Genomic DNA, 24,990 nt, shown 5'->3' on the forward strand with positions numbered 1-24,990 from the left:
CAGAGCGACCGCAACACCAGCTATTTACCGATGGCCGCATACCACTGCAACACCTGGGCGACCGCTTCGTCAGCGGTCAAATTCGAGGTGTCGAGCACATGCGCCCCCTCTGCAGGGACCAGCGGCGCGATGGTCCGGTTTGTATCCCGGTCGTCACGCGCCTGCAAATCCATCAGTAGGTCTTCCATACTAGCAGAAATTCCTTTGTCAATCAATTGCTTATAGCGACGTTCCGCACGCGCCGCCACACTGGCGGTCAAAAATACCTTCAACACGGCGTTCGGGAAGATCACCGACCCCATGTCGCGGCCGTCGGCCACCACGCCGGGCGCCTTGCGGAAGCCCAGCTGCAGTCCCAGCAGCGCGTGGCGCACGGCGTGGAATGTTGCAATTTTTGAAGCCGTGTTGCCGACCTCTTCGGCACGGATGGCCTCGGTGACGTTTTCGTGCGACAGGATGATGTCGCCGCCCTGGAAGCTGCACTGCAGATGCTCGGCCAGCTTGGCCAGGGCGTGTTCGTCGCTCAGGTCGGTGCCGCGGCGCAGGGCCGACAGCGCCGTCAGGCGGTACAGGGCGCCCGAATCCAGGTAGTGGAAGCCGAGCTTATCGGCGACGCGGTGCGCGACAGTGCCCTTGCCGGATGCGGTAGGGCCGTCAATGGCGATGACTGGAATTGGGGAAGTTACCATTTAGTTCACTTTGTTTGTTTTGCTTATTTTGCTTATTTTGCTATCGCTGCGAAGGCGGCGAAATACTCGGGGAAGGTCTTGCCCACGCATTGGGGATCGTTGATGCGCATGACATTGCCCTTGCGCGCGGCGCCGTCCAGCGATACCAGCGAGAAGCACATCGCCATGCGGTGGTCGTCGTAGGTGTCGATGGTAGCAGGCGTGATGACGGCCGGCGGCGTGACCTTGATGTAGTCGGCGCCCTCCTCCACGATCGCGCCGACCTTGCGCAGCTCGGTGGCCATGGCGGCGATGCGGTCGGTTTCCTTGACGCGCCAGCTGGCGATGTTGCGCAGCGTGCTGGTGCCGTCGGCGTACAGCGCGGCGATGGCGATGGTCATCGCGGCGTCGGGGATGTGGTTGAAGTCGGCGTCGATGGCTTTCAGCACGCCGTTCGATCTGGCTTCGATCCAGTTGTCGCCCATGGTGATCTGCACGCCCATCTGCTCCAGCGCGGCGGCGAAGCGCACGTCGCCCTGGATGCTGTCCCTGCCCACGCCCTCGACCCGCACCGGGCCGCCGGCGATCGCGCCGGCCGCCAGGAAGTAGGACGCCGACGAGGCGTCGCCCTCGACGTGGATGGTGCCCGGCGACTGGTAGACCTGGCCGGGCTCGATGGTGAACGACTCCCAGCCGTTCTGCTCGACCGTCACGCCGAAGCGGCGGATCAGGTTGAGCGTGATTTCGATGTAGGGCTTGGAGATCAGCTCGCCGACCACGTCGATAGCGATCGCGTGCTCGCGCGCCATCAGCGGCGCCACCATCAGCAGCGCGGTCAGGAACTGGCTCGACACGTCGCCGCGCACCGACAGGCGCTGCGCGTGGATCTTGCCCTGCTTGATGTGCAGCGGCGGGAAGCCGGGGTTGCCGGTGTATTCGACGTTGGTGCCGGCGGCGTTGAGGGCGTCGACCAGGTCGCCGATCGGACGCTCGTGCATGCGCGGCACGCCGTGCAGCGTGTAGTCGCCGCCGATCACGGCCAGCGCGGCGGTCAGCGGACGGATCGCGGTGCCGGCGTTGCCCATGAAGAGGTCGGCCGATTTGTTCGGCAGCACGCCGGCCACGCCCTTGACGTGGTGGATGGTGCCGGTGGCGGTTTGCTCTTCGGTCCACTGCACGCCGAGGGAGCGCAGCGCGGCCAGCATGACGGCGGTGTCGTCCGAGGCCAGCAGGTCGACGATGGCGACGTCGCCCTGCGACAGCGCCGACAACAGCAGGATGCGGTTGGAGATGGATTTGGAGCCGGGCAGGCGCACCGCGCCCTGCACATGCGCGACCGTTTGCAGGTCGATATATTCGTGAGTCATGCTGATTTCCTGATCTATTCTGCTTGGTCTTGCGACGGCGGCGCCTCGGCCGCCTCGATCGCTGTAATCCACTGGTGGCGGGCGCGCTGGGCGTTGCTGTACACGCGCTCCAGCCCTGCCCCGTCACCGGCGGCCAGACGGGCGCGCAGGCCCGTCAATTGTGCCAGATAAGCATCCAGCTCCGTCAACAACGCCGACTGGTTGGCCAGGCTGATGTCGCGCCACATTTCGGGCGACGATCCCGCGATCCTTGTGAAATCGCGGAAACCGCTGGCCGCATACTGGAACAGTAAATCCGCATGCGGTTTGTTGGCGATGTCGTCCACCAGCGCATACGCCAGCAAATGCGGCAAATGGCTGACGGCGGCAAACACCTTGTCATGTTCTTGCGGCGTCAAACGATGGATGATCGCATCGCAGGCGCGCCACGCGGCGGCCACGCGCTCGACATCGACCGCCGCGTTTTCATCCAGTGCCGTCAGCACCACCTTCTTGCCGACGTACAGATCGTCGATCGCCGCCTCGGGACCATTGGTCTCGCGGCCGGCGATCGGATGGCCGGGCACGAACTGGGCGAGCTTGCCGCCCAATGCGCGCCGCGCCGAGGCCACCACGTCGCACTTGGTGCTGCCGGCGTCGGTGACCACGGTACCGGGCTGCAAATGCGGCGCCAGCGCCGCCAGGATCGCCTCGGTCTGCGCCACCGGCGCGGCCAGCAGCACCAGGTCGGCGCCATCGAGCGCCTCACCCATGTCGCCACCGATGACGTCGATGATGCCCAGTTCCCGCGCGCGCTCGAGCGAGGCGGCCGAACGGCCCATGCCGACCACGCTGCCGACGGCGCCGGCCTTTTTCAGCGACCGCGCAAACGATCCGCCGATCAGACCCACGCCAAAGATGACGACCTTGTTCAGCATTCCTACTCCGCCAGTGCCTTGGTCAGCGCCGCGATCAGCACCGCGTTTTCCTGCGGCAGGCCGATGGAAATGCGCAGCCACTCCGGCAGGCCGTAGTTACCGACCGGACGCACGATCACGCCCTGCTTCAGCAACGCCAGGTTGACGCGCGCGCCGGCGCCCACATCGTTGCCGACCTTGACCAGCACGAAGTTGCCATAGGATGGCACGTACTGCAGGCCAAGCTGGTCGAACGCCTCGGTGAACTGCTGGTAGCCGGCGGCGTTGTTGGTCGCGCTCTGCGCCAGGAAGGCCTTGTCGTTCAGCGCGGCGATCGCCGCCGCCTGCGCCATCGAATTGACGTTGAACGGCTGGCGGATGCGGTTCATCAAATCCGTCAACGCAGGCTGGGCGATGCCGAAACCGACGCGCAAACCGGCCAGGCCGTAAGCCTTGGAGAAGGTGCGCGAGACCAGCAGGTTGGGATACTGCTTGACCCAGGAAGCCGATTCGAACTGGTTTTCTTCGGCCAGGAATTCGTTGTAGGCCTCGTCCAGCACCACCACCACATTGGCCGGCACCTTGTCCAGGAAGGCCTGGATCTCGGCGGCCGGGATGAAGGTGCCGGTCGGGTTGTTCGGGTTGGCGATGAAGACCAGGCGGGTGTCGTCCTCGATCGCGGCCAGCATGGCCGGCAGGTCGTGGCCATGGTCCTTGGCCGGCACCACGATGTGGCGCGCGCCCACGCCCTGGGTCGCCAGCGCGTACACGGCGAACGAGTACTGCGAATACACCACCGACTGGCCGCGCTCGACGAAGGCGTGGGCGGCGATTTCCAGGATGTCGTTGCTGCCGTTGCCCAGCGTGATCCACTCGGCCGGCACGTCGTAGCGCTTGGACAGCGCGCCCTTCAAATCGAAACCGTTGGCGTCCGGGTAGCGGCCCAGGTCCGCGGCGGCGGCGGTCATCGCCTGCACTGCCGACGGCGGCACGCCGAACGGGTTCTCGTTCGACGCCAGTTTGACGATGGCCGCTTCATCGAGGCCAAATTCGCGCGCGACTTCCGCAATCGGTTTGCCGGCCTGGTAAGGAGCGATGGCGCGGACGTATTCGGGGCCGTAGTTCTTGGGCATGGTCTCTCTCAAAATTATCGTTAAAAATCAGGTCAGGCTGACCGGGTAGGAACCCAGCACCTTGAAGAAGGCTGCATTGCCTTGCAATTCTTCCAGCGCCTTGGCCACGCCTTCATCCTGCACATGGCCTTCGACGTCGACGTAGAAGTAGTACTCCCATGTGCCGGTGCGGGCCGGGCGGGATTCGAAGCGCGTCATCGACACGTTGTGGCGGGCCAGCGAGCCAAGCAGGCGGTAGATCGAGCCGGCCTTGTGCGGCGCGGCCAGCGCCAGCGAGGTGCGGTCCTGGCCCGACGGCCCGGCCTTCAACTGGCCGATCACGGCGAAGCGGGTGCGGTTGTGCGGATCGTCCTGGATGTTGGCCTTGACCGTGCCCAGGCCGTAGCGCACGCCCGCGCGCTCGCCGGCGATGGCGGCGATGCTGTGGTCGTCGCGCGCCATGCGGGCCGCCTCGGCGTTGGACGAAACGGCGCGGCGCTCGATGTCCGGGTAGTTGTTGTTCAACCAGATCTGGCACTGCGCCAGCGCCTGCGCGTGGGCGCAGATGGCGGTGACGCCGTCCATGTTGCCGGTGCCGGTCAGCAGGCTGTGGCGCACCGCCAGCGACACTTCGCCGCTGATCGACAGCGAGGTATGCAGCAGCAGGTCCAGCGTGCGGCCGATGGCGCCCTCGGTCGAGTTCTCGACCGGCACCACGCCGAATTCGGCGGTGCCGGCCTCGGTGGCGCGGAACACCTCGTCGATCGACGAGCAAGGCAGCACGTCGACGGCGGTGCCGAACTGCTGGTACGCGGCCTGCTCGGTGTAGGTGCCGGCCGGGCCGAGGAAGGCGATGGTGACGCGCTTCTCCAGCGAGCGGCAGGCGGACATGATCTCGCGCCAGATGGTTTGCAGCTCGGTGTCGCCCATCGGGCCGGGATTGCGCTCGGCCACGCCGCGCAGCACCTGCGCCTCGCGTTCGGGACGAAATACCGGCGCGTTGGTCTCGGCCTTGACGTGGCCGACCTGCTGCGCCACTTTGGCGCGCTGGTTCAGCAGGTCGAGGATCTGCGCATCGATGGCGTCGATCTGCTCGCGCAAGGGTGTCAGTTTGTCGTTCATGGGTTTACTTTCCGTTGCTGGCGGCGAATTCGTTCAAGTAGTCTACGAGCGCTTGCACGCCCTCGATAGGCATCGCGTTGTAGATCGATGCACGCATACCGCCGACGGACTTGTGGCCCTTCAGTTGCAGCAGGCCGCGCGCTTTGGCGCCGGCCAGGAATGCTTCATTCTGATTCTCGTCCTTCAGATAGAAAGGAACGTTCATGCGCGAGCGGCTGGTTTTCGCTACGCGGGTCTGATAAAAATCGCTGGCGTCGAGCGCGTCGTACAGCAGCTTGGCCTTGGCGATGGCGCGTTGCTCCATCTCGGCCACGCCGCCCTGCCGCTTCAGCCACTGGAACACCAGGCCGGCGATGTAGATGCCGTAGGTGGGCGGCGTGTTGTACATCGACTCGTTGTCGGCCACCAGCTTGAAGTCGAACGCCGACGGGCAGGCCGGCAGCGCCTTGCCCAGCAGGTCTTCGCGCACGATGACGATGGTGACGCCGGCCGGGCCGATGTTCTTCTGGGCGCCGGCGAAAATCAGGCCGTACTTCGAGACGTCGATGCGGCGCGACAGGATGTGCGAGGACATGTCGGCCACCAGCAGCACGCCATCCTGCGGCGCCGGCACGCCGGCGTCGAAGTCGAACTCGATGCCGTCGATGGTCTCGTTGGTGCACATGTGCAGGTAGGCCGCGCCGGGCGTGAGCTTCCACTCCGACTGCGGCGGCACCGACATCGTCGACGAGGCGGCGACGTTGACGTTGGCGTATTTGGCGGCTTCCTTGATGGATTTGCCCGACCACGAACCGGTGTGGATGAAATCGATGGTCGCTGGCTGCGGCTTGTGGCCGACGAGGTTCAGCGGCACCAGGGCGTTCTGCGATAGTCCGCCGCCCTGCATGAACAAGATCTTGTAGTTGTCCGGTACTGCCAGCAGCTCGCGCAGATCGCGCTCGGCTGCCTTGTAAATCGAAATAAACTCCGGTCCGCGGTGGCTCATCTCCATGACGGACATGCCGCTGCCATGCCAGTCCAGCATTTCGGCAGCGGCTTGCGCCAGCACTTCCTTCGGCAATACGGCGGGGCCGGCCGAAAAGTTATAGATATGAGTCACGTTGCGATCCTTATTTTTTTGCGGGTTGTTTCGGCTTCTGCTTTTGCTCCTGCTCCTGTGCCTGCGCCTGCGCCTGCTGCCTCTGCATCAGCGGGCCTAGGCGCCGCATCGCGATCGCCTGGCCGATCTGCATGCTCTCGGCGGTCAGCTTGGGCATGGTGGCCAGCATCTTGGCGCCGACCGGGGTGCGGTAGAAGGCGGCGATCTGCTTCAGTTCATCGGCGCTATAGGTGCGCGCGTACAGCGGAACCGATTCGGCGAGGATCTCGTCGATCATGGCCGGATCGTTGATGGCGCCCTGCAGGGTGCTGATGGCGGGCGGCAGTTCGGTTTCCATCTTGGCCAGCGCCTGCTTCTTCTGTTCCGGCGTGGTCGCCGGGTTGCCCTTGATCGACGCTTCGGCGCCGGCGCGCATCGACGTGCCGATGTTTTGCGCCATCTGCTGCATCACGCCGGTCATCAGCGAGCGCAGGTTCATCGCGTCGAACAGCTCTTTGGCGGCGGCGGTGGAGGCGGCGTCGGCTTGCGCGAAGGCTGGGGCGCTGATCAGGGCGAACGCGGTAACGATGCTTGCTACTATTTTTTTCATGGTCGTCTCAAAGGTCGTTCAAAAAGAAAAAGCGGGATCAGTCTTATTGTCGCATTTATCCGCGCAATAAACCTGACCCCGCTCTCCCCGGACCTGGGTCCGGGGCGGTGTGTGCTAGGACTTACTCAGGTTGAGCTTCGTCTGGCTGAGCTTCGTCCGGCTTGGCGTCAGGGCCCGGTTCCAGCTCGACTTCGTCGATGTCGGTCTCCACCACGCGCTGCAGGCCCGATAGCTTGGTGCCGTCTTCGACCGCGATCAGGGTCACGCCTTGCGTGGCGCGGCCCATCTCGCGGATCTCGGACACTCGGGTGCGGATCAGCACACCGCCGGTGGTGATCAGCATGATTTCGTCGGTCGAATCGACCAGCGTCGCCGCCACTACCCGGCCGTTGCGCTCAGAGGTCTGGATCGCGATCATGCCCTTGGTGCCGCGGCCGTGGCGGGTGTACTCGGTGATCGGGGTACGCTTGCCGAAGCCGTTCTCGGTCGCCGTCAACACCGACTGCTGCTCGTTTTCCGCCACCAGCAGCGCGATCACGCGCTGGCCTTCGTCCAGGTTCATGCCGCGCACGCCGCGGGCGTTGCGGCCCATCGGACGCACGTCGTTCTCGTCGAAACGCACCGCCTTGCCGGCGTCGGAGAACAGCATCACGTCGTGCTGGCCGTCGGTCAGCGCGGCGCCGATCAGGAAGTCGCCCTCGTCCAGGTCGACCGCGATGATGCCGGCCTTGCGTGGATTGCTGAAGTCCTTCAGCGGCGTCTTCTTCACGGTGCCCAGGCTGGTCGACATGAACACGTAGTGGTCTTCAGGGAAGACGCGGTTATCGCCGGACAGCGGCAGGATAACGGTGATCTTCTCGTTGTCCGCCAGCGGGAACATGTTGACGATAGGCTTGCCGCGCGAATTGCGCGAACCTTGCGGCACTTCCCAGACCTTGAGCCAGTACATGCGGCCGCGGTTGGAGAAGCACAGGATGTAGTCGTGCGTGTTGGCGATGAACAGCTGGTCGATCCAGTCTTCCTCTTTGGTCGCCATGGCCTGCTTGCCGCGTCCGCCGCGCTTCTGCGCGCGGTACTCGGAAATCGGCTGCGCCTTCATGTAGCCGGTGTGCGACAGGGTCACCACCATGTCCTGCGGCGTGATCAGGTCTTCGGTGCCGAGGTCGGTCGCGTTGTGCTCGATGTTGGAGCGGCGCGGGTCCTTCTGCGGGTCGCCGAATTCATTGACCACGTGGGTCATCTCGTCGGTGATGATGGTGGTCACGCGCTCCGGCTTGGACAGGATGTCCAGCAGGTCGGCGATCTCGGCCATCACGTCCTTGTATTCGTTGACGATCTTGTCCTGCTCCAGGCCGGTCAGGCGTTGCAGACGCATCTGCAGAATCTCTTGCGCCTGGTCGTCCGACAGCTTGTACATGCCGTCCTGCTGCATGCCGTAGTGCTTCGGCAGGTGCTCGGGACGGAAGGCGTCGATGCCGCCGATGGTGGTGCCGTCGGCGGTGCGGGCCAGCATCTCGCGCACCAGCGACGAATCCCAGGAGCGGTCCATCAGGCCGGTTTTCGCGACCGGCGGGGTCGGCGCGGCCTTGATGATGGCGATGAAATCGTCGATATTGGCCAGCGCCACGGCCAGGCCTTCCAGCACGTGGCCGCGTTCGCGCGCCTTGCGCAGCTCGAACACGGTGCGGCGCGTGACCACTTCGCGGCGGTGCGACAGGAAGCAGCTCAGCATTTCCTTCAGGTTCAGCAGGCGCGGCTGGCCGTCGACCAGCGCCACCATATTCATGCCGAAGGTGTCCTGCAACTGCGTTTGCTTGTACAGGTTGTTGAGCACCACTTCCGGCACTTCGCCGCGCTTCAGTTCGATGACCACGCGCATGCCCGACTTGTCGGACTCGTCGCGGATGTCGGAAATGCCTTCGAGCTTCTTGTCGCGGACGTTTTCGGCGATGCGTTCAAGCAGCGATTTCTTGTTGACCTGGTAGGGCAGCTCGTCAACGATGATGGCCGTGCGGCCGCCGTCCTTGCCGTATTCTTCGTAGTGGGTCTTGGCGCGCATCACCACGCGGCCGCGGCCGGTGCGATAACCGTCGCGCACGCCGGAGACGCCGTAGATGGTGCCGCCGGTCGGGAAGTCCGGCGCCGGGATCAGTTCGATCAGCTCGTCGATCGTGCACTGCGGATTGCGCAGCACGTGCAACGCGCCGGCGATCACTTCGTGCAGGTTGTGCGGCGGGATGTTGGTCGCCATGCCGACCGCGATACCGGACGAGCCGTTAATCAGCAGGTTCGGGATGCGGGTCGGCAGCACCGTCGGTTCTTTTTCCTTGCCGTCGTAGTTGGGCTGGAAATCGACGGTTTCCTTGTCGATGTCGGCCAGCAGCTCGGCGGAAATCTTGTCCAGGCGGCACTCGGTGTAACGCATCGCCGCGGCGCCATCGCCGTCGACCGAGCCGAAGTTGCCCTGGCCGTCGACCAGCATGTAGCGCAGCGAGAAGTCCTGCGCCATCCGGACCAGCGTGTCGTAAATCGACGCGTCGCCGTGCGGGTGGTACTTACCCATCGTCTCGCCCACCACACGGGCGCATTTGACGTAAGGGCGATTCCACACGTTGTTCATTTCGTGCATCGCGAAGAGGACGCGGCGATGCACCGGCTTGAGGCCGTCACGGACGTCCGGCAAGGCGCGGCCGACGATCACGCTCATGGCGTAATCGAGGTAGCTCTTGCGCATCTCTTCTTCGAGGGAAATAGGGATTGTTTCTTTTGCGAATTGATCCATTGGCGGGTCGACTGATCTTTGACTGTGGTTTATTAAGCAATGTATGCCGCACTTACTGCATTCTGGCCTCGCCCCTCACTACGGACAGGCAAGCGTGCGATTTTAGCATGCGCGCACAGCAACCAGCACAATTCCGGCGCATGCCCCGCCGCCACAGGGCGCGCACACGTTGTAACGCCATGTAATATTCATGACACATTACTCAATTATTATCGATAATCACGTTGCAACAAAACAACATTTTGGTCGGAATCAAAAAGGAGTCGTGTTGCACCCTTTTCACGCCCAAACATAGCTTGTGGCAAAATGGTTTAGAAGTTAATTGCTCGTTTCGCAATCGGGAGACAGGCGCGACGCCCCTGCGTGGTAGAATTCGCCCCACGTATCACTACGTCGCGCAGTTTTTCTGCGGATATCACCCCCGAAAGGAAGAAAAATATGAAAAAACTGATTTCGATGTTGGCCGTATCGGCTGCATTCGCTGGTTCGGCTATTGCACAAACCGCCCCAACCGCTCCTCCGTATGCTCCAGTTACCCAGGACATCAAGGCAGCAACCCCTAAGAGTGCCTACGTTCAGGACGCACGCGGCGTTATCGCCCGTGACCCGTTCGGTCTGTGCTGGCGCACCGGCTACTGGACCCCGGCTGATGCCGTTCCAGGTTGCGATCTGCCACTGTGCGTCGAGCCAGAGAAACTGGTTGACGGCAAGTGCGTCGCTCCAGCCGCTCCTGTCGCTCCAGCACCGGTAGCACCAGCTCCGGCGCCTGCACCTAAGCCAGCCGTCGCCGTGCCTACCGCACAGAAAGTCAGCTTCGCAGCCGACGCGTTCTTCGACTTCGACAAAGCCGTTCTGAAACCAGAAGGCAAGGCGAAACTGGACGACGTGACCTCGAAACTGGGTTCGATCAACCTGGAAGTCATCATCGCCGTCGGCCACACCGACTCCGTTGGTAGCGATGAATACAACCAGAAGCTGTCGGTGCGCCGCGCTGAAGCCGTCAAAGCCTACATCATCTCCAAAGGCGTTGAAGCGAACCGCGTGTACACCGAAGGCAAGGGCGAGAAGCAGCCAGTTGCAGACAACAAAACTGCCGAAGGCCGCGCCAAGAACCGTCGCGTAGAAATCGAAGTCGTCGGCACCAGCAAGTAAGCTGCCTGCCACCCGGTCCGCCATGGCGGACCGGGATGACCTCCTTGCACCCTGTAAGCCTCCGGCTTGCAGGGTGTTTTTCATTTCCGGCGCCGCCTCGGCAGCTCGCACAGGCGGGTTTTGTTGCATTAAGGATAATGTGACAAATATAATTATTACAGCGACAATAGAATTAGCAAATTTGTAATTTTCACTGTTAGTATGTCCCAGACACATGTGTGTCGGACTTACTCACTAGGGAAAATAACGATGAAATCAGCAATCGCAGCGTTTTGCATTACCGCAGCCATGGCCGCCACCTCGGCACAAGCGAGCACGATCGACCTGACGGGTTTCACCCTGTCCGGCAACGGCGGCAGCGTGAGCGCCAACTACGGCATGATCGTCGGCACCACCACGCTCAGCGGCACTGTCAGCCATATCACCTCCTTCGACTGGAACTTCACCGCCGCCGACTACCTGCCGTACAACGACTATTCCTACTTCATCACGACCGTCTTCGGCACCGTCAACCTGGCGAGCGTGTCGGCGGTGGGCGACTACGGCACCACCGGCTGGCGCACCTATCATCTGGGCGGCGCCTACAGCGGCCCGCTGACCTTCGGCGTGACCGACCTGATCGACCATAGCCTGCAGTCCAAGCTGGAAATACGCAACTTAATCAGCGACGTCCCTGAGCCGGAGACCTATGGCATGCTGCTGGCCGGTTTGGCCCTGGTCGGGGCGATCGCCCGCCGCCGCGCCCGTACCGCCTGAGTCCCCGCAACTGGCCGCAGCGGCAGCCGCCCGGCGACAACCGGGCGGCTTTTTTTATTGCCGGTGCCATTGCCACGGCGGCGGTATTTTCACGGCTGCTGCTTTAGAATAGCGGCATTAGTCCTTTTGAGCTGAACCGATGAACGCCGATCCCTTAGAACTGCAAAAATTCTCCGACCTCGCCCATCGCTGGTGGGACCCGACCTCCGAGTTCCGTCCGCTGCACGAGATCAACCCGCTGCGCCTGGAATGGATCAACGCGCGCGCGCCGCTGGCCGGCAAGAACGTGATCGACATCGGCTGCGGCGGCGGCATCCTGAGCGAATCGATGGCGCGCAAGAGCGCCAGGGTGACCGGCATCGACTTGTCGGAAAAGGCGCTCAAGGTGGCCGACCTGCACAGCCTGGAATCGGGCGTGGCGGTGCGCTACAAGCTGATCGCCGCCGAGGAGATGGCGGCCCAGGAAGCGGGCCAGTACGACGTCGTCACCTGCATGGAGATGCTGGAGCATGTGCCGGACCCGGGCGCCATCGTGCGCGCCGCCGCCACCCTGGTCAAGCCGGGCGGCCAGGTGTTCTTCTCTACGCTCAACCGCAACCCCAAGGCCTATCTGTACGCCATCCTGGGCGCCGAATACCTGTTGCGCATGCTGCCCAAGGGCACCCACGACTACGACAAGTTCATCACGCCGTCCGAGCTGTCGCAATTCATCCGCAGCGCCGGTCTCGAGGTGCAGGGTTTCAAGGGCATGGGCTACAACCCGCTGACCAAGATCTATTCCCTGAACGACGACACCAGCGTCAACTACCTGGTGGCCACCACCCGTCCGCTGTAAAGTCCCCGCCGCAAAGACCCGTTTATGACCCAGATCAATCCTCCGCGCGCCATCCTGTTCGACCTCGACGGCACGCTGGCCGATACCGCCCCCGACCTGGCGGCCGCCGTCAACCTGCTGCGCACCGAGCGCGGCCTGGAACCGACCGCCTACGAACTGCTGCGCCCGACCGCCTCGGCCGGGGCGCGCGGCATGATAGGCGCGGCCTTCGGACTGAAGCCGGAAGACGAGGGCTACCTCCCGCTGCGCGACGGCTTCTTCGCCAACTACCAGGCGGCGATGGCGGTGCACAGCTCGCTGTTCCCCGGCATCGTCGAGCTGCTGGCCGGCATCGAGCAGGCCGGGCTGCAATGGGGCATCGTCACCAACAAGCCGGCCCGCTTCACCGATCCGCTGCTGCCGCAGATCGGCCTGGCGCACGCGGCCTGCGTGGTCTCGGGCGACACCACGGCGCACGCCAAGCCGCACCCGGCGCCGCTGTTCGAGGCGGCCGCCCGCCTCGGCCTGGCGCCGGAGCAATGCTGGTATGTGGGCGACGACCTGCGCGACATCGAGGCCGGCAAGGCCGCCGCGATGCCGACCATCGCCTGCGGCTGGGGCTACTGCGGCGCGGTCGAACCGCAAGGCTGGCAGGCCGACTACCTGTTCGATAGTCCTTCGCAACTATTGGTATTGCTGCAAGAATCGTTGTCCGGAAGATCCGAACTGGCCGCCTAATATTAGCGATTTTGCATTTGATAACGCTAACCGTTGTATAGACGAGTCAATGAAAACGCTGCCATTTGAACAGGCACACTAATCGGTTGTTCAACTGGTTTAACTACGCAATAATCGGCACCGACTGCGTAGTATTACTTATTTCCTGCAAGCCACTACCTCGCTGAATGGGAAGGGAGACAGTCACCACACTCTCAACTTTCCCATCAGGAGTTTTATGACTTTTCCTGAGCTGGCTGCCACGACCTCGCAGCCTCACTCTGAGCAGTTCGCTGTCTTAGCCCCTCCCTCGACCCAACCGGGCGCGCCGCAAAGCTGGATGGTCAGCGTGGCCAACGCCAAATTCCACTGGTATGACCTGGTGGCCGGCTTCCAGCAGGCGGCGGACATCCGCGACCCGATCGGCCGCTACCAGCGCCGCATGCAGTTCGAACTGGAGGCGGCGGCGGCCCAGCACCACCTGTTCTTCGCCGTGGTCCGTCCGCGCGTGCGCTTCGACATCACGGGCGCGATCCAGTGGGGCTTCTTCTCGCTCAAGCTGACCTTGCCGCTGCTGCTGGGCGCGGACGAGGCCAGGGAAAGCATCACCATCGAGCTCAAGGTGCCGTTCGCGGCCACCATGAAAAAGCCGACCGTGACGCTGACACCGAACTTCGTCACCCTGAACTGGGGCGGCCTGATCGAAGCGCTGTCCATCCACGACATCCTGCAGACCTACGCCCACGCGCTGAAGATCCCGAGCAAGGTGGTATATGTCGGCCAGACCCGCGACGACGACGCCCGCCTCAGCAAAGGGCGCCTGCCGGCGCTGCAAAAGCTGCACGCGCAGCACAGCGCGCATTTCGACACGCTGTTGCTGGTGCAGCAGCTGGAGGTACAGGTCAGCTGCGCCGACGGCGACCCGGCCGAGGCGCCGCACAACGCCCACCCGCTGGCGGCCGAGACCTTGCTGGCCGAACGCATGGACGTGATCGAAGCGGCGCTGTCGGGCTATTTCGAGGGCCCCGACGCCCGCACCCGCAACCAGGAGCAGCGCCTGCTGCGCGCCGCCCGCCTGACCGAGGTCCAGGCCGAACACAACCTCGCCCAGATCACCATCGACCTGCAATACCAGGACACCGGCCACTACAAATACCTGTGTTCCGAGCACGCGGCCAGCGCCAAGCGCCACCTGCTGGGCTGCCACATCGCCAACGGCCAGGCCATGGCCGCGCCCCTGCCGCTGCCGCTGGAGGGGAAAAAAGCCAAGTCCTGAGGTCCGCTTGCCGGCGCGCGCGTGCGTGCCGGCCGCCGCAGTGTTACATTGTGGAGAGAATTCACACCGTGCTAACTTGCAATATGGAAATATCAGCAGGGACGTACTATACTGTGGGCAACCAATACTTGAGATCCTGGAGCGCACGCCATGACGAGCGATTACAAAGCCATAATCGCTGATGACGACTATCCCGATCCGTCGCCGGACGAGTTGGGCGTGGGGGCTTTGTTCGCCGAAGCACCGGAGCCGTTCCATGACTTGATGGCCGCCCCGGTCGAGCAGATCGACGAGCTGCTGCCGCTGATGCCGCAACGCACCAACGCGCCGCAAACCTGGGCGGTGACCGTGGCCGACGCCAAATTCCACTGGTACGACCTGGTGGCCGGCTTCCCCGAGACGCCCGACATCCGCGACCCGGTCGGCCGCCACCTGCGCCGCATGCAGTTCGACCTGGAAGCGACGATGGAAAAACGGCTGATCTTCTTCGCCATCAACCGTCCGCGCGTGCGCTTCGACACCAGCCGCAGCACCAGCTGGGGCTTCTTCTCGCTCAAGCTGACGGTGCCGATCCTGGTGGGCGCCGAGGAAAAGCGCGACAGCATCACGCTGGAGCTGGAAGTGCCGTTCGCCGCCACGCTGAAGAAGCCGAGCGTGGTGCTCACCGACCGCTTCATCACCCTGAACTGGGGCGGCCTGATCGAGGCGCTGTCGATCCACGATGTGCTGCAAAAATACGAGAATTCGCTGACCTTCCAGAGCAAGGTGCAATACGTCGGCCAGACCAAGGACCCGCTCGGCCGCCTGGCGCGCGCGCGCCTGCCGGCGGTGCAGCGCATCCACCAGCAGAACAGCGACGACAACGACATGCTGCTGCTGATCCAGCGCATGAACGTGGAAGTGATCTCCGACGACGGCGACCCGGCCGAGCTGCCCGCCAACGACAACCCGGTGGCGGCCGACATGCTGATGAAGGACCGCATCGACGTCATCGAATGTGCGCTGATACGCTACTTCGAAGGCCCGGAGATGCATGGCCGCAGCGACAAGGAGGCCGAGATCCGCAAGCAGCGCGTGCGCCAGATCAAGGAAACCAACAAGCTCGATATCTTCCGCATCGACCTGCGGCTGGACGATCCGGGCAAGTACCACGACCTGTTTTCCAGGCACGCGCCGGTCTCGAACAGCCACATCATCGACTGCACCATCGTCGACGGCGACGTGCTCATCACGCGCGTGCAGGAAAAGGTCAAGCCCTAGCCCTCCATGCCGCGCCCAGCGCCATCGCGGCCGCGGGCAAACGTTCCAGTCACACCACAGCCCCTTGATTTCCGGCGCGTTCGATAGGCTTTCCGGTTGACATAGACTGCGCCGGCTCTACACTGAAGATGCAGTCAAAAGAACAATTCTGCTGCGTCGAGCCTTCAGAAATCCTGCCATGCCGGCGCCCGCACTACGGAGATCAAAACTTGACGTCCTCCCCACCCTAAAGGATGGGGATTCCTACATCTAGCGTCGCACGTCCGCGACGGAGAATGTTTAATGCAGCATTGAGATCGCGATCATGTACGCAACCACAATCACTACATTGCCACTCTCTTACTCCAAGGCCTGCGATACCCTTTGGCCTCGAACCGGGCAAGGCGCCGCAATTCGAACAGGTTTGGGAGGTAAATCTTTCATTCACTTCTACGAACCATGCGCCATGCTTAACAGCCTTGTACGCCAGTTTGTTTCGGAAGGACGACCAGCCGGCATCGAGAGCGGACTTCGCCATGCTGGTCTTGGCAAGTCCGGCGGCGCTCACATTGCCCACCGCGATATAGTCGAACTCACGCACCAGACGGCTCGACAATTTATGGTGAAAATCGTTTCTGCAATTGGCTATCTTGGCGTGGATCGCTTTAACTCGGCGCTTTTTGTGCGCACGCTGGGCGACAGCAAGCGCTTGTTCCATACCGCGGTAAATCCGCTGCGCCTCGATTTTCTCGCCAGTGGACAGCGTCGCGAAGTCTTTCAGTCCAAGGTCTATCCCCACCCCTCGCACCGGCGCGCGCGCGTTAGCGGCCATCACATCAACTTCAATCACGATGTTGAGAAACCAGTTGCCCCGACTGTCGCGGGAAAAATTCGTACCGTCCTTGATTTTGCCTTCCGGGAGCGGGCGACAGTTGAATACGCGAAACGTATTGCCGGCGAACCGGAACGCATCACCTTCGCGTTTCAGTTCGCGCCCCTTGAGCGGAACCCATCCGAGGTTTTTTTTGCCTCGGTAGCGCAAAAAAGGGCGCTTTTTCTGCGCTCTCGACTTGGCGTATTGCTCGCAAACCGCATTGATCGTGCCCGAGTGCAGGCCCAGTTCCTTACTGCTGCCTTGCGTAAGCTTGTTCAGGTCGAAACCTGTGTGCCACCGACGACCAAACCGCAGAGCGTCTTTCTGCCGGTCGTTGCAAAAATTCCAGACGAAATTGCACGCCCGGCTTTGCTTGTTCAGCAAGCCGATCAGCGACTTCACTCGGTAACGATAGACCAAAACCATACTGTGATTATATACAGTTATCTCAACCGAAGGGCAACGACTGCTTTGCAGTCGGCTCCTTTCACTCCCCGCCCTGAAGGACGGGGTTTCTCGGAGCAAATCTGATGAAACACGTGCGTCTATGCGCCGCGCTTGCGGCTTGCTGTGCCTCCACCCTGGCCGCTGCGGCCACTCCGGTAGCGAACTCCTACGATATGCTCAACGGCAATACCGGCAGCTATCATTACTGGGATGACACTTATACAGGCGCGGGCTGCGTCACCTGCGACAACGCCAGCCTGAGCGGCGGCCTGGGGCAGCTGACCGACGGCATCGTCGCCAGCGACAACTGGTTTGTCACCGAAGCGCCTGGCCATGGTCCGTATGTCGGGTGGACGCTCGACCCCACCATCAAGTTCCACTTCAATGCGTCCACCAATGTCGATACCGTCAAGATCCATTTTGACGACGCCGATGGCGCTGGCGGCGTCAGCGCACCGTCCGCCGTCATCATCAACGGCAACACCTATACCGTCGCCGAGCCTGCCGGCAGCGCGCCCTTCTGGTTCACCGCCAACGGCGTCGGCTTCACCGGCAACGACCTGAACGTCACCTTCGTGCGCAAGAACGCCTGGGTGTTCGCCAGCGAGGTGCAGTTCGCCAACGCCGTGCCAGAACCGGAAACCTATGCCATGATGCTGGCCGGCCTGGCCCTGATCGGCGTCGCCGCCCGCCGCCGCCGTTAAGCAAGAACAGGTCGCCCTGCGCAGGCGCGGCGCCATCGCCGCTGCGCAGGCGCACCTACTTGTCACAAAACCGGAGGCCGGCGCGTCTAAGCTCGACGACCACTACTTTTACCTGCGATGACCGAGACCACCTCCCCCGCCGAACCGGCCACCTTCGCCGCGCTGCGCCCGCGGCTGTTCTCCATCGCCTACCGCATGCTCGGCACCCGCGCCGACGCCGAAGACGTGGTGCAGGATGCCTGGCTGCGCTGGCACGGCAGCGAACAACAGGCGGTGCAATCGGCCGAGGCCTGGCTGGTGACCATCACCACCCGCCTCGCCATCGACCGCCTGCGCGCGCGCATGGCGGAGCGCGCTTCCTATGTCGGCTGGTGGCTGCCGGAACCCATCGTCGAACTCGATGAGCGCACCCCGGAGAGCAGTGCGGAGCTGGCGAGCGAGGTGTCGATGGCCTTCCTGTGGGTGCTGGAGCGCCTGTCGCCGGAGGAGCGCGCGGCGTTTCTGATGCGGCAGGTGTTCGACCAGGATTACGCCGATATCGCGGGCATGCTGGGCAAGAGCGAATCGGCCTGCCGGCAGATGGTGCATCGGGCGCAGGAGCGCGTGCAGCAGCAGAAGCCGCGCTTCGATGTGCCGAAGGAGCAGCATCGCGATTTGCTGGTCAAGTTCATGGAGGCGGCCAAGGTCGGCGACCGCGCGGCCATGAAGGCGATGATGGCCGGCGACGTGCAACTGGTGGCCGACGGTGGCGGCAAGGTCAACTCCTACCTGCACATCCTGCACGGCGCCGGGCGCGTGGCCGGGTCGTACTGGTCGCTGGAGCATCAGAATCCGAACCGGGTCGCCTACCGGCAGGCGCGCGTCAACGGCGTGCCGGGACTGGTGCGCTACGTGGACGGCAAGCTGGAATCGGCGCAGTCCTTCCAGGTGGAGGATGGGCGCATCGCGGCGATCTTCATCGTGCGCAATCCGGACAAGCTGACCGGGGTGCCGCAATTTATTTGAGCTTTTTTCAGACAAGCGGTCACAGAACGCGAAGCCGGGGCGTCTTACAGGTATGCAGGGCGCAATGGTGCGCCCTCACCGACTGAAAGGCGACATCATGAACCATTCCGCACGCATCCCCTTCTTCCAACTGGCACAACCCCAGCTGCACGCGATGATCGCGCTGTCCGGCACCGTCAAGAAAAGTTCGCTGGGCGCGCGCCTGGTGGAGCTGATCAATCTGCGCGTGTCGCAGATCAACGGCTGCGGCGTGTGCATCGACATGCACTGGCGTGACCTGATCAAGCAGGAAGCCAATCCGCGCCACCTGAACGCCATCGCCGGCTGGCGCGAGGCGCCGTTCTTCAGCGACCGCGAACGGGCGGCGCTGAACTGGGCCGAGGCGGTCAACGCGATCCCGCAGCGGCATCCGAGCGACGACGACTTCGCCCTGCTCCAGCAGCATTTCACCGATGGCGAAATCGCCGAGATCAGCTACACCATCGCCGTCATCAAGGGTTGGAACACCATCAACGCCAGCCTGCGCAACCAGATCCCTGAGGTGCCGGCGCCCGGCATGTAAGCTTAGCGCTTGAGCACTTGTGCGACCACGGCGCAGACGTGGTCGACATCGTCCAGCGTCATCGCCGCGTGCAGCGGCAGGGTGACGGTTTCGCGCGCGATGCGTTCGCCGTTGGGAAACTGGCCATCGGTGTAGCCGTAGCCACGGCCGACCGTGGTCAGGTGGCAGGCTTCATACGACATGCCGGTGCCGACGCCCTGCGCCTGCAAGGCGGCGCGGAAGCTCTGGCGCGTGAGGCCGAACTGTTCGTAGGGGATCAGCACGTTGAACATGTTCCAGCTCTGGCGCGGCACGCCTTGCGGCGGCAGCACCACGCCCGGCACCGGCGGGAACTTTTCGAAGTAGCGCTCGACCAGCGTGGCGCGTTGCGCCAGGAAGCGCGGCAGCTGCTTCAGTTGATGGACGCCGATCACCGCCGACACATCGGACATATTGAATTTGCCGGCGGCGATGGCGACGTCGCGGGTGTCGTCCGGCAGGCGCTTGATGCCGTGGAAGCGCAGCAGGTCCACCAGTTTGGCTTCGTCCTCGCTGGCGACGACGATGGCGCCGCCTTCGATGGTGGTCATGTTTTTATTCGGATGGAAGCTGAACACGGCGATGTCGCCGAAGCCGCCCACCGGCAGGTCTTTCCAGTACGAGCCTTGCACCAGCGCGGCATCTTCGATCACGCGCAGCTGGTGGCGTTTGGCCAGCGCGTACAAGGCGTCGAGGTCGCCAAGCGCGCCGGGGAAGTGGGTCGGCATGATGGCCCTGGTGCGCGGCGTGATGGCCGCCTCCACCTGCGCCAGGTCGATGGCGCGGGTGTGCAGGTCGCAATCGACGAACACCGGCGTGGCGCCGACCTTGACGATCATGTTCATCGCGGAGAAGAAGGTCTGGGCGGAGGTGATCACCTCGTCGCCGGCGCCGATGCCGCACACCTGCAGCGCGATCTCCATCGCGCCCGTCGCCGACGTCAGCACGCGCGTGGGCCGGGCGCCGAAACTCTCCGACAGTGCGCGCTCCAGTTCCGTGACGTTGGGTCCGGTGGCTATCCAATTGGAACGCAGCACGGCGGCGACCGCCTGGATAGTGTCTTCATCGAGTTGGGGTTGGGCGAATTTGAGCATGGTTGTGGTCTGGGCGACGAAACTGGGAAGATGATTCTACCAGCGCGGCGACGCCCGGTGATACCATCAAACTGCCACAAACTTCAGACGTCAGTCCTCAACTTGTAGCGACCCAAAAAAAATGACACATCAACCCACGTACCACAACAGCTCGCCACTCGGCACGATCGAGTTGGTTGCAGCGATGCAGTGCATGCCGGTGGGCGTGACCATCATCGATAGCAGCTTGAAGATGCGCTTCTGGAACGACGCGTTCTGCCGCCTGCTCGATTTCCCGCAAGAGATTATGCACACGGGCGTGACCTTGCAGGAGCTGTTCCTGTTTAACGCCAGGCGCGGCGACTACGGCCCCGGCGATCCCGACGAGCAGGCCAGCGAGCGCATTCGGCTGAGCATGATGTTTCAACCGCATCAGTTCACCCGCACCCGCGCCGACGGCACCGTCCTCGACATCACCGGCCGGGTGATCCATGACCACGATGGGCAGGCGATCGGCTTCGTCACCATCTATCAGGATGTCACGCGCGAGCACCAGCATGCGCAGCATCTGCTGGCCGCCAACAAGGAGCTTCAGGTCGCCTATGACGATCTGCGGCTGGCCCAGATCAGCTACGCCGCGATGGAAGAGGACCGGCGCCGCTACTATCAACTGGCGGTGCGCGATCCACTGACCGGTTTGTTCACCCGCTACTACATGGAAGACGCCGCGGCGCGCCTGATCGAACTGCATGAGCGCGACGCATCCACGCGCCTGGCCTTGCTGGTGTTCGACATTGATCGCTTCAAGGACATTAACGATGCGCACGGGCATCTCGGCGGCGATACGGTGCTGCGCCATATCGCGCTGCTGCTCAAGCAGCACTCGCGCCGGGCCGATGTCGCCGTGCGTTTTGGCGGCGACGAGTTTGCCGTGTTCCAGTCCGGTGTCGGCGACCGGGAATGCATGGCGTTTGGCGAACGCTTCCGCGAGGCGGTGAGCGCCACGCGGCTCGACGGCGAGCTGGCCGGGTTGACGCTGTCGATCAGCGTCGGCGTGGCCGAGCATCGGATCGGCGAATCGATGACCGATCTGCTGTCGCGCGCCGATGCGGCGCTGTATGCCGCCAAGCGCGCCGGCCGCAATCGGGTGCAAAAAGCGGATTAACGTCTCCACGATCGTGGCAACATGCCGGGTGGGTTGACCCTGCCTTGCCGTTGGGCTACTGTTGCATGAACTGAGGGAGGTTCCATGTTCATGCGGATGCTGGCTTGCGGACTACTGTTATGCCTGGGTGGAGCGGCGTTGGCCGATCCTGGCGCATGCCGGGACATCAACGTGGCGTTCCATCAGGTCGGCGCCCTGTACTATCGCGCCCCGGACGGCGGCTGGACCGGCATCGACAAGGATGTCGTCGATGAGCTGGGAAAGCGCACGGGCTGCCGTTTCCTGCCCTCGCTGGAATCGCGGGTGCGCATCTGGACCATGCTGGCCGGCGGCAAACTGGACATGTCGATGTCCGGCATTGCGACCCCGGCGCGGGAAAAATTCGCCCGTTTCATCCCCTACTTCGCCACCCGCAACTACGCGCTGCTGGACCAGAGCGTGCCGGCGTCCGCCAGCACGGCGGAGGGTTTCCTGGCGGCTCGGGAGTACAAGGTCGCGGTGGTCAAGAGTTACAAGCATGGCGCCGCGTACGATCTCTGGCTGGATAAATTGCGGGCGCAGGGACGGGTGTATGAGGCCGCCGATTTTCCTGCCGTGGTGCGCTTGCTGAAGATAGGCCGCGTACACGCGATCCTGGCCTTGCCCGTCAGTTGGGTGCCGATCCTGAAACGGGAGGGATTGAGCGAGTCGGTCCGCGTGCTGGACTGGGCACCCAGGGAGCACCTGGTCCACGGGCTGATCGTGTCGCGCGAACGGATTCCGGTCGCAACCGCTGAGCGCATGGCCAAGGCGATCGAGTCGATGCGCAATGACGGCACGCTGTTGACGATCTTCAAGCGCCACATCGGCGATGAGTTGGCGAGTGGCTTGCTCAATTACTGAGGCCACCTAACGCGCCGATTTACGCCGTTCGTAAGGCACGTTCGGTGGCAAGGTCGAGCGGCGTAAGCGTACGCCTTTCGTTTCGATGCCCGCCAGAAGGCCCCAGGCGGCGGCCCACCGTGACGCCCGATCTTTCCGAGGTATCGATTGCGTGGCAATAGCGCGGCCAAGCGCGATGATCATTCTATTCATCGCGTAAGACTTCTTTTTCGGACTCAAAGTAGTAATGCTCGTCATGGAAGTTCCATTCACTCTGGATCGACTTCAGGCATCATCCCCCGCTCAGGAAGAGCGCACTGTGCGTCATCTCGCATATGGTCGCAAAGGGTTGCGGCGATTTTTTTATGGCAGGAATCCTTAGCCGGATTGGCTGCCCGCGCAGGTAGGCATACGGCAGCCGATATGGTCTGCGTATGCCAGAGCAACTGGCCACCCGCGCCAGAATTAACGGGCCAAACGCGACATGCAGGGTATGCTCACTCACAATGGCAAGCTGGACGAATCAGGAGTGAAATGCAAGTGCTAATCGGATGATTGGCACCTCGACCGCAAGGATTTGCGGTTGACTATCTTGCTTGGAGTTGCAAATGAATGAAATTACCGGAACCATTACATCCATCGCCACCATCGGCGAACTTTTCCAAAAATCCTCCACGACCAATCGCTTAATCTTGAAGCGCGTTGGTGAGTCGGCATGGAGAATTACCGTGTCTGACGGTGAGCGGCCAAACAACCTGCGCGAGGTTGCCGAAATATCGGCGGGTAAGTTCGCCTACGAACGCAACACCAAGCGAGGTTTCGAGGCACTGAGCGGCTACGTTATCGACAGCGACGAGTTCATCAAGGTCGTGTATCGTTTGCCGACCGATTGACTAGCCCGCTCCGATTCATATTAATCAAAAGCATCAGGGTGCGCTTGAATCCAAGCATCCAATTTTGGCTTGTGTACCAACATGGATTCATCCAGGTTGAAAGCCATGGGCAAGGCCCTCATGATCATTTGAAGAGGTTCTGTGTGATCAAACACAATGTGTGTCTCTTCAGGATCATTGGCGTGCTTTGCCTGATTTCTGCCGCGATTCAAGACGCCAAGTAAGACGGTCTTCCGTTGATTTTCGGGAATTGCGGCGTCGATATCGTCAGCGTGAAATTGGGTTATTTCGTCAACGGCAACGGGTTTACCCGCACGCTGAGACAACTTTCCAAGAATCTCCTCGGCCGCCCCGGCCAAGGTAAGGGACGACAAATAATCGCCGCTGTAAAAAAGTTGGATCGCCACGGACAGTTGATGGGTCGCGGCCTCAAGTTTTGTCATTTGCAATTTGACGGCTCCTTTGCTGGTTCCGTGTCGGTACGACGCTTACTTAGCGCGTATATCTAGGGAGAATCGCAGATTTAGCTTCAATTCTCCCCAGCGTCCGGCCCTTAGCCTACTTCTTTGGAGGCGGTTTATGCACAGGAAGCGATGGGTGCTTCGGTTTGTTCAGCGGGTTTACATGATGCCTCTGGTCATCTTTGCCATCTTCGCGTTTTGGCTTTGGGCCTGGATTGATGTGGTTGGACATGCTTTTTCCTGATTAAAAATATCGATTTTCAATGGATTGCCTAAAACCAACTTCATTACGCCTGCGGCCATCGACGTTTTTGACTGCAGATAGGTAAGTTGGGTTGATTTATAATAATTCAATGCCTTCGGGCTTCAAAAATACATCTAGCAACCTCCGTTTGCGTCAGCCCAAGATACTCGAGCCAGGCGCGGATCGGCGTGGCGTCATCCTGGATGAGCTTGCCGACCACTTCGTTGGGAACGGTGGGTGCTGGCTGCCGGCTAATCATGTTCAGAACATCGCTGTAGGGGATAACGGCTCATGCTAGCAAATCAAACGGCTGAGCGCTTCAGACTTCCGCATGGAAATTGATGCTGAGAGGAAAAAATCGCCTGCGGCGATTTTTTTTTATAGATGACGCCAGCGCAAAATCGCCAAAGGCGATTTTGAAGTCAGTCGAATCGGAGAGGGTTGCGCTTGCAAGCGCAACCCTCTGCGCGGGCGCCCCGCATGCGGGACGAAGTCCCCGCTCCGCCCCGACGTCCGTACCGGACGCGGTTTCGATTCCCGCCCGGCGACAGCGCTGATTAAAAACAAAGGCCCCTGCGCTTGCGCGCAGGGGCCTTTGTTTTTAATCAGTGGTGGAGTCGGCGGGAATCGAACCCGCGTCCGCAAGCACTCTACAGACAGTTCTACATACTTAGCACTATCATTTAATTTAACCTGTACAGCACGGATGTGCACGTTCTGGACAAGCGATTCACCTTAGATTTAGCGCGGATTGAAGTGACCCCTCACAGCGCGAGTCCCTGTAAATGACTCCACAGCTTTTAACGGCCCACCCCAGGGACGAGGTGTTGTGGAGCTAACAGCAATTAAGCTGCCAGTGCGTACGAGTTATCGTTTGCAGTTAAGTTTTTTCAGGTTGTATTTACGAGGTAGCCCGCCCTCGGTATGCCCTGCGCTGCTTTGCAACCCACGTCGAAACCAGGTCGACCCCACAGAACTCCATTCTACCGCACTTTCCCCACCTTCGCACCCTCCCCGGCAGAGCACGTCAAACGCCCGTCATATTTGCCCGCTATGATGGGTGCAGTTCTCACACAGAACGACCTTTTAGCGCC

23 protein-coding genes and 1 other RNA gene are annotated in these 24,990 nt (G+C 62.2%); 12 read left to right on the top strand and 12 right to left on the bottom strand.

Annotated features, from left to right (window positions below; all coding sequences use genetic code 11):
- Positions 1 to 20 precede the first annotated feature (20 nt).
- The 8 genes from cmk to gyrA form a co-directional block, all read right to left on the bottom strand.
- A complete protein-coding gene (gene cmk / locus KVP70_RS03805; protein ID WP_217940766.1) occupies positions 21 to 689 on the bottom strand; it encodes a (d)CMP kinase in 669 nt (222 codons plus the stop codon).
- A gap of 32 nt (positions 690 to 721) precedes the next feature.
- Complete coding sequence (gene aroA, locus KVP70_RS03810) at positions 722 to 2,035, bottom strand: 3-phosphoshikimate 1-carboxyvinyltransferase (RefSeq protein WP_217940768.1); 1,314 nt, start codon at positions 2,033 to 2,035, stop codon at positions 722 to 724.
- 14 nt (positions 2,036 to 2,049) lie between these two features.
- Positions 2,050 to 2,952, bottom strand: coding sequence for a prephenate dehydrogenase (locus KVP70_RS03815; RefSeq protein WP_217940770.1), 903 nt, complete (start codon positions 2,950 to 2,952; stop codon positions 2,050 to 2,052).
- 2 nt (positions 2,953 to 2,954) lie between these two features.
- Positions 2,955 to 4,064 carry a histidinol-phosphate transaminase gene (gene hisC / locus KVP70_RS03820; protein WP_217940772.1) on the bottom strand — a complete coding sequence of 370 codons (1,110 nt, stop codon included), beginning with the start codon at positions 4,062 to 4,064 and terminating at the stop codon, positions 2,955 to 2,957.
- A gap of 27 nt (positions 4,065 to 4,091) precedes the next feature.
- Complete coding sequence (gene pheA, locus KVP70_RS03825) at positions 4,092 to 5,165, bottom strand: prephenate dehydratase (protein ID WP_217940774.1); 1,074 nt, start codon at positions 5,163 to 5,165, stop codon at positions 4,092 to 4,094.
- 4 nt (positions 5,166 to 5,169) lie between these two features.
- The gene (gene serC, locus KVP70_RS03830; RefSeq protein WP_217940776.1) at positions 5,170 to 6,264 is read right to left on the bottom strand and encodes a 3-phosphoserine/phosphohydroxythreonine transaminase; all 1,095 of its coding nucleotides are present in this window, start codon (positions 6,262 to 6,264) and stop codon (positions 5,170 to 5,172) included.
- A 10-nt stretch (positions 6,265 to 6,274) separates the two neighbouring features.
- Entirely contained in the window at positions 6,275 to 6,853 is a 579-nt protein-coding gene (locus KVP70_RS03835; RefSeq protein WP_217940778.1) for a DUF2059 domain-containing protein, read from the bottom strand.
- Between the two features lie 121 nt (positions 6,854 to 6,974).
- Positions 6,975 to 9,635, bottom strand: coding sequence for a DNA gyrase subunit A (gyrA, locus tag KVP70_RS03840; protein WP_217940779.1), 2,661 nt, complete (start codon positions 9,633 to 9,635; stop codon positions 6,975 to 6,977).
- A gap of 438 nt (positions 9,636 to 10,073) precedes the next feature.
- On the opposite strand from gyrA, the gene ompA reads away from it, so the two are divergent.
- The 6 genes from ompA to KVP70_RS03870 all read left to right on the top strand — a co-directional run bounded on the left by ompA (position 10,074) and on the right by KVP70_RS03870 (position 15,610).
- The gene (gene ompA / locus KVP70_RS03845) at positions 10,074 to 10,787 is read left to right on the top strand and encodes an outer membrane protein OmpA (RefSeq protein WP_217940780.1); all 714 of its coding nucleotides are present in this window, start codon (positions 10,074 to 10,076) and stop codon (positions 10,785 to 10,787) included.
- A 249-nt stretch (positions 10,788 to 11,036) separates the two neighbouring features.
- The gene (locus KVP70_RS03850; protein WP_229224579.1) at positions 11,037 to 11,543 is read left to right on the top strand and encodes a PEP-CTERM sorting domain-containing protein; all 507 of its coding nucleotides are present in this window, start codon (positions 11,037 to 11,039) and stop codon (positions 11,541 to 11,543) included.
- Positions 11,544 to 11,682: 139 nt separating this feature from the next.
- Positions 11,683 to 12,378, top strand: a complete 696-nt coding sequence (ubiG, locus tag KVP70_RS03855; RefSeq protein WP_217940782.1) for a bifunctional 2-polyprenyl-6-hydroxyphenol methylase/3-demethylubiquinol 3-O-methyltransferase UbiG — start codon at positions 11,683 to 11,685, stop codon at positions 12,376 to 12,378.
- Positions 12,379 to 12,402: 24 nt separating this feature from the next.
- Entirely contained in the window at positions 12,403 to 13,095 is a 693-nt protein-coding gene (locus KVP70_RS03860; RefSeq protein WP_217940784.1) for an HAD family hydrolase, read from the top strand.
- A 217-nt stretch (positions 13,096 to 13,312) separates the two neighbouring features.
- Positions 13,313 to 14,350, top strand: coding sequence for a hypothetical protein (locus KVP70_RS03865; protein WP_229224580.1), 1,038 nt, complete (start codon positions 13,313 to 13,315; stop codon positions 14,348 to 14,350).
- 150 nt (positions 14,351 to 14,500) lie between these two features.
- Complete coding sequence (locus tag KVP70_RS03870) at positions 14,501 to 15,610, top strand: hypothetical protein (protein WP_217940786.1); 1,110 nt, start codon at positions 14,501 to 14,503, stop codon at positions 15,608 to 15,610.
- A gap of 226 nt (positions 15,611 to 15,836) precedes the next feature.
- Here the strand turns inward: KVP70_RS03870 and KVP70_RS03875 are convergent, their stop codons facing one another.
- Complete coding sequence (locus KVP70_RS03875) at positions 15,837 to 16,889, bottom strand: RNA-guided endonuclease InsQ/TnpB family protein (protein ID WP_217940788.1); 1,053 nt, start codon at positions 16,887 to 16,889, stop codon at positions 15,837 to 15,839.
- A 104-nt stretch (positions 16,890 to 16,993) separates the two neighbouring features.
- Here KVP70_RS03875 and KVP70_RS03880 point away from each other — a divergent pair, with 104 nt between their 5' ends.
- The 3 genes from KVP70_RS03880 (at position 16,994) to KVP70_RS03890 (ending at position 19,181) form a co-directional block, all read left to right on the top strand.
- A complete protein-coding gene (locus tag KVP70_RS03880; protein WP_217940789.1) occupies positions 16,994 to 17,614 on the top strand; it encodes an FxDxF family PEP-CTERM protein in 621 nt (206 codons plus the stop codon).
- A 117-nt stretch (positions 17,615 to 17,731) separates the two neighbouring features.
- The gene (locus KVP70_RS03885) at positions 17,732 to 18,619 is read left to right on the top strand and encodes an RNA polymerase sigma-70 factor (protein ID WP_217940790.1); all 888 of its coding nucleotides are present in this window, start codon (positions 17,732 to 17,734) and stop codon (positions 18,617 to 18,619) included.
- A 97-nt stretch (positions 18,620 to 18,716) separates the two neighbouring features.
- Positions 18,717 to 19,181 (top strand): carboxymuconolactone decarboxylase family protein, encoded by a 465-nt coding sequence (locus KVP70_RS03890; RefSeq protein WP_217940791.1) that lies wholly within the window; start codon positions 18,717 to 18,719, stop codon positions 19,179 to 19,181.
- A 2-nt stretch (positions 19,182 to 19,183) separates the two neighbouring features.
- On the opposite strand, the gene KVP70_RS03895 is transcribed toward KVP70_RS03890, so the two are convergent.
- Positions 19,184 to 20,293 carry a DegT/DnrJ/EryC1/StrS family aminotransferase gene (locus KVP70_RS03895; RefSeq protein ID WP_217940792.1) on the bottom strand — a complete coding sequence of 370 codons (1,110 nt, stop codon included), beginning with the start codon at positions 20,291 to 20,293 and terminating at the stop codon, positions 19,184 to 19,186.
- Positions 20,294 to 20,414: 121 nt separating this feature from the next.
- Between KVP70_RS03895 and KVP70_RS03900 the strand changes: the two genes are divergently transcribed.
- The 3 genes from KVP70_RS03900 to KVP70_RS03910 all read left to right on the top strand — a co-directional run bounded on the left by KVP70_RS03900 (position 20,415) and on the right by KVP70_RS03910 (position 23,191).
- Positions 20,415 to 21,437, top strand: coding sequence for a sensor domain-containing diguanylate cyclase (locus KVP70_RS03900; protein ID WP_229224581.1), 1,023 nt, complete (start codon positions 20,415 to 20,417; stop codon positions 21,435 to 21,437).
- An 84-nt stretch (positions 21,438 to 21,521) separates the two neighbouring features.
- Positions 21,522 to 22,319, top strand: coding sequence for a substrate-binding periplasmic protein (locus KVP70_RS03905; protein WP_217940793.1), 798 nt, complete (start codon positions 21,522 to 21,524; stop codon positions 22,317 to 22,319).
- Positions 22,320 to 22,906: 587 nt separating this feature from the next.
- Complete coding sequence (locus KVP70_RS03910) at positions 22,907 to 23,191, top strand: hypothetical protein (protein ID WP_217940794.1); 285 nt, start codon at positions 22,907 to 22,909, stop codon at positions 23,189 to 23,191.
- A 20-nt stretch (positions 23,192 to 23,211) separates the two neighbouring features.
- On the opposite strand, the gene KVP70_RS03915 is transcribed toward KVP70_RS03910, so the two are convergent.
- Together KVP70_RS03915 and ssrA are read right to left on the bottom strand one after the other, a co-directional pair.
- Positions 23,212 to 23,634 (bottom strand): hypothetical protein, encoded by a 423-nt coding sequence (locus KVP70_RS03915; RefSeq protein ID WP_217940795.1) that lies wholly within the window; start codon positions 23,632 to 23,634, stop codon positions 23,212 to 23,214.
- Positions 23,635 to 24,505: 871 nt separating this feature from the next.
- Positions 24,506 to 24,866: a transfer-messenger RNA gene (gene ssrA / locus KVP70_RS03920) on the bottom strand.
- Positions 24,867 to 24,990 lie beyond the last annotated feature (124 nt).

The organism is Duganella violaceipulchra (assembly GCF_019166075.1).
Lineage (GTDB): Bacteria > Pseudomonadota > Gammaproteobacteria > Burkholderiales > Burkholderiaceae_D > Rugamonas > Rugamonas violaceipulchra.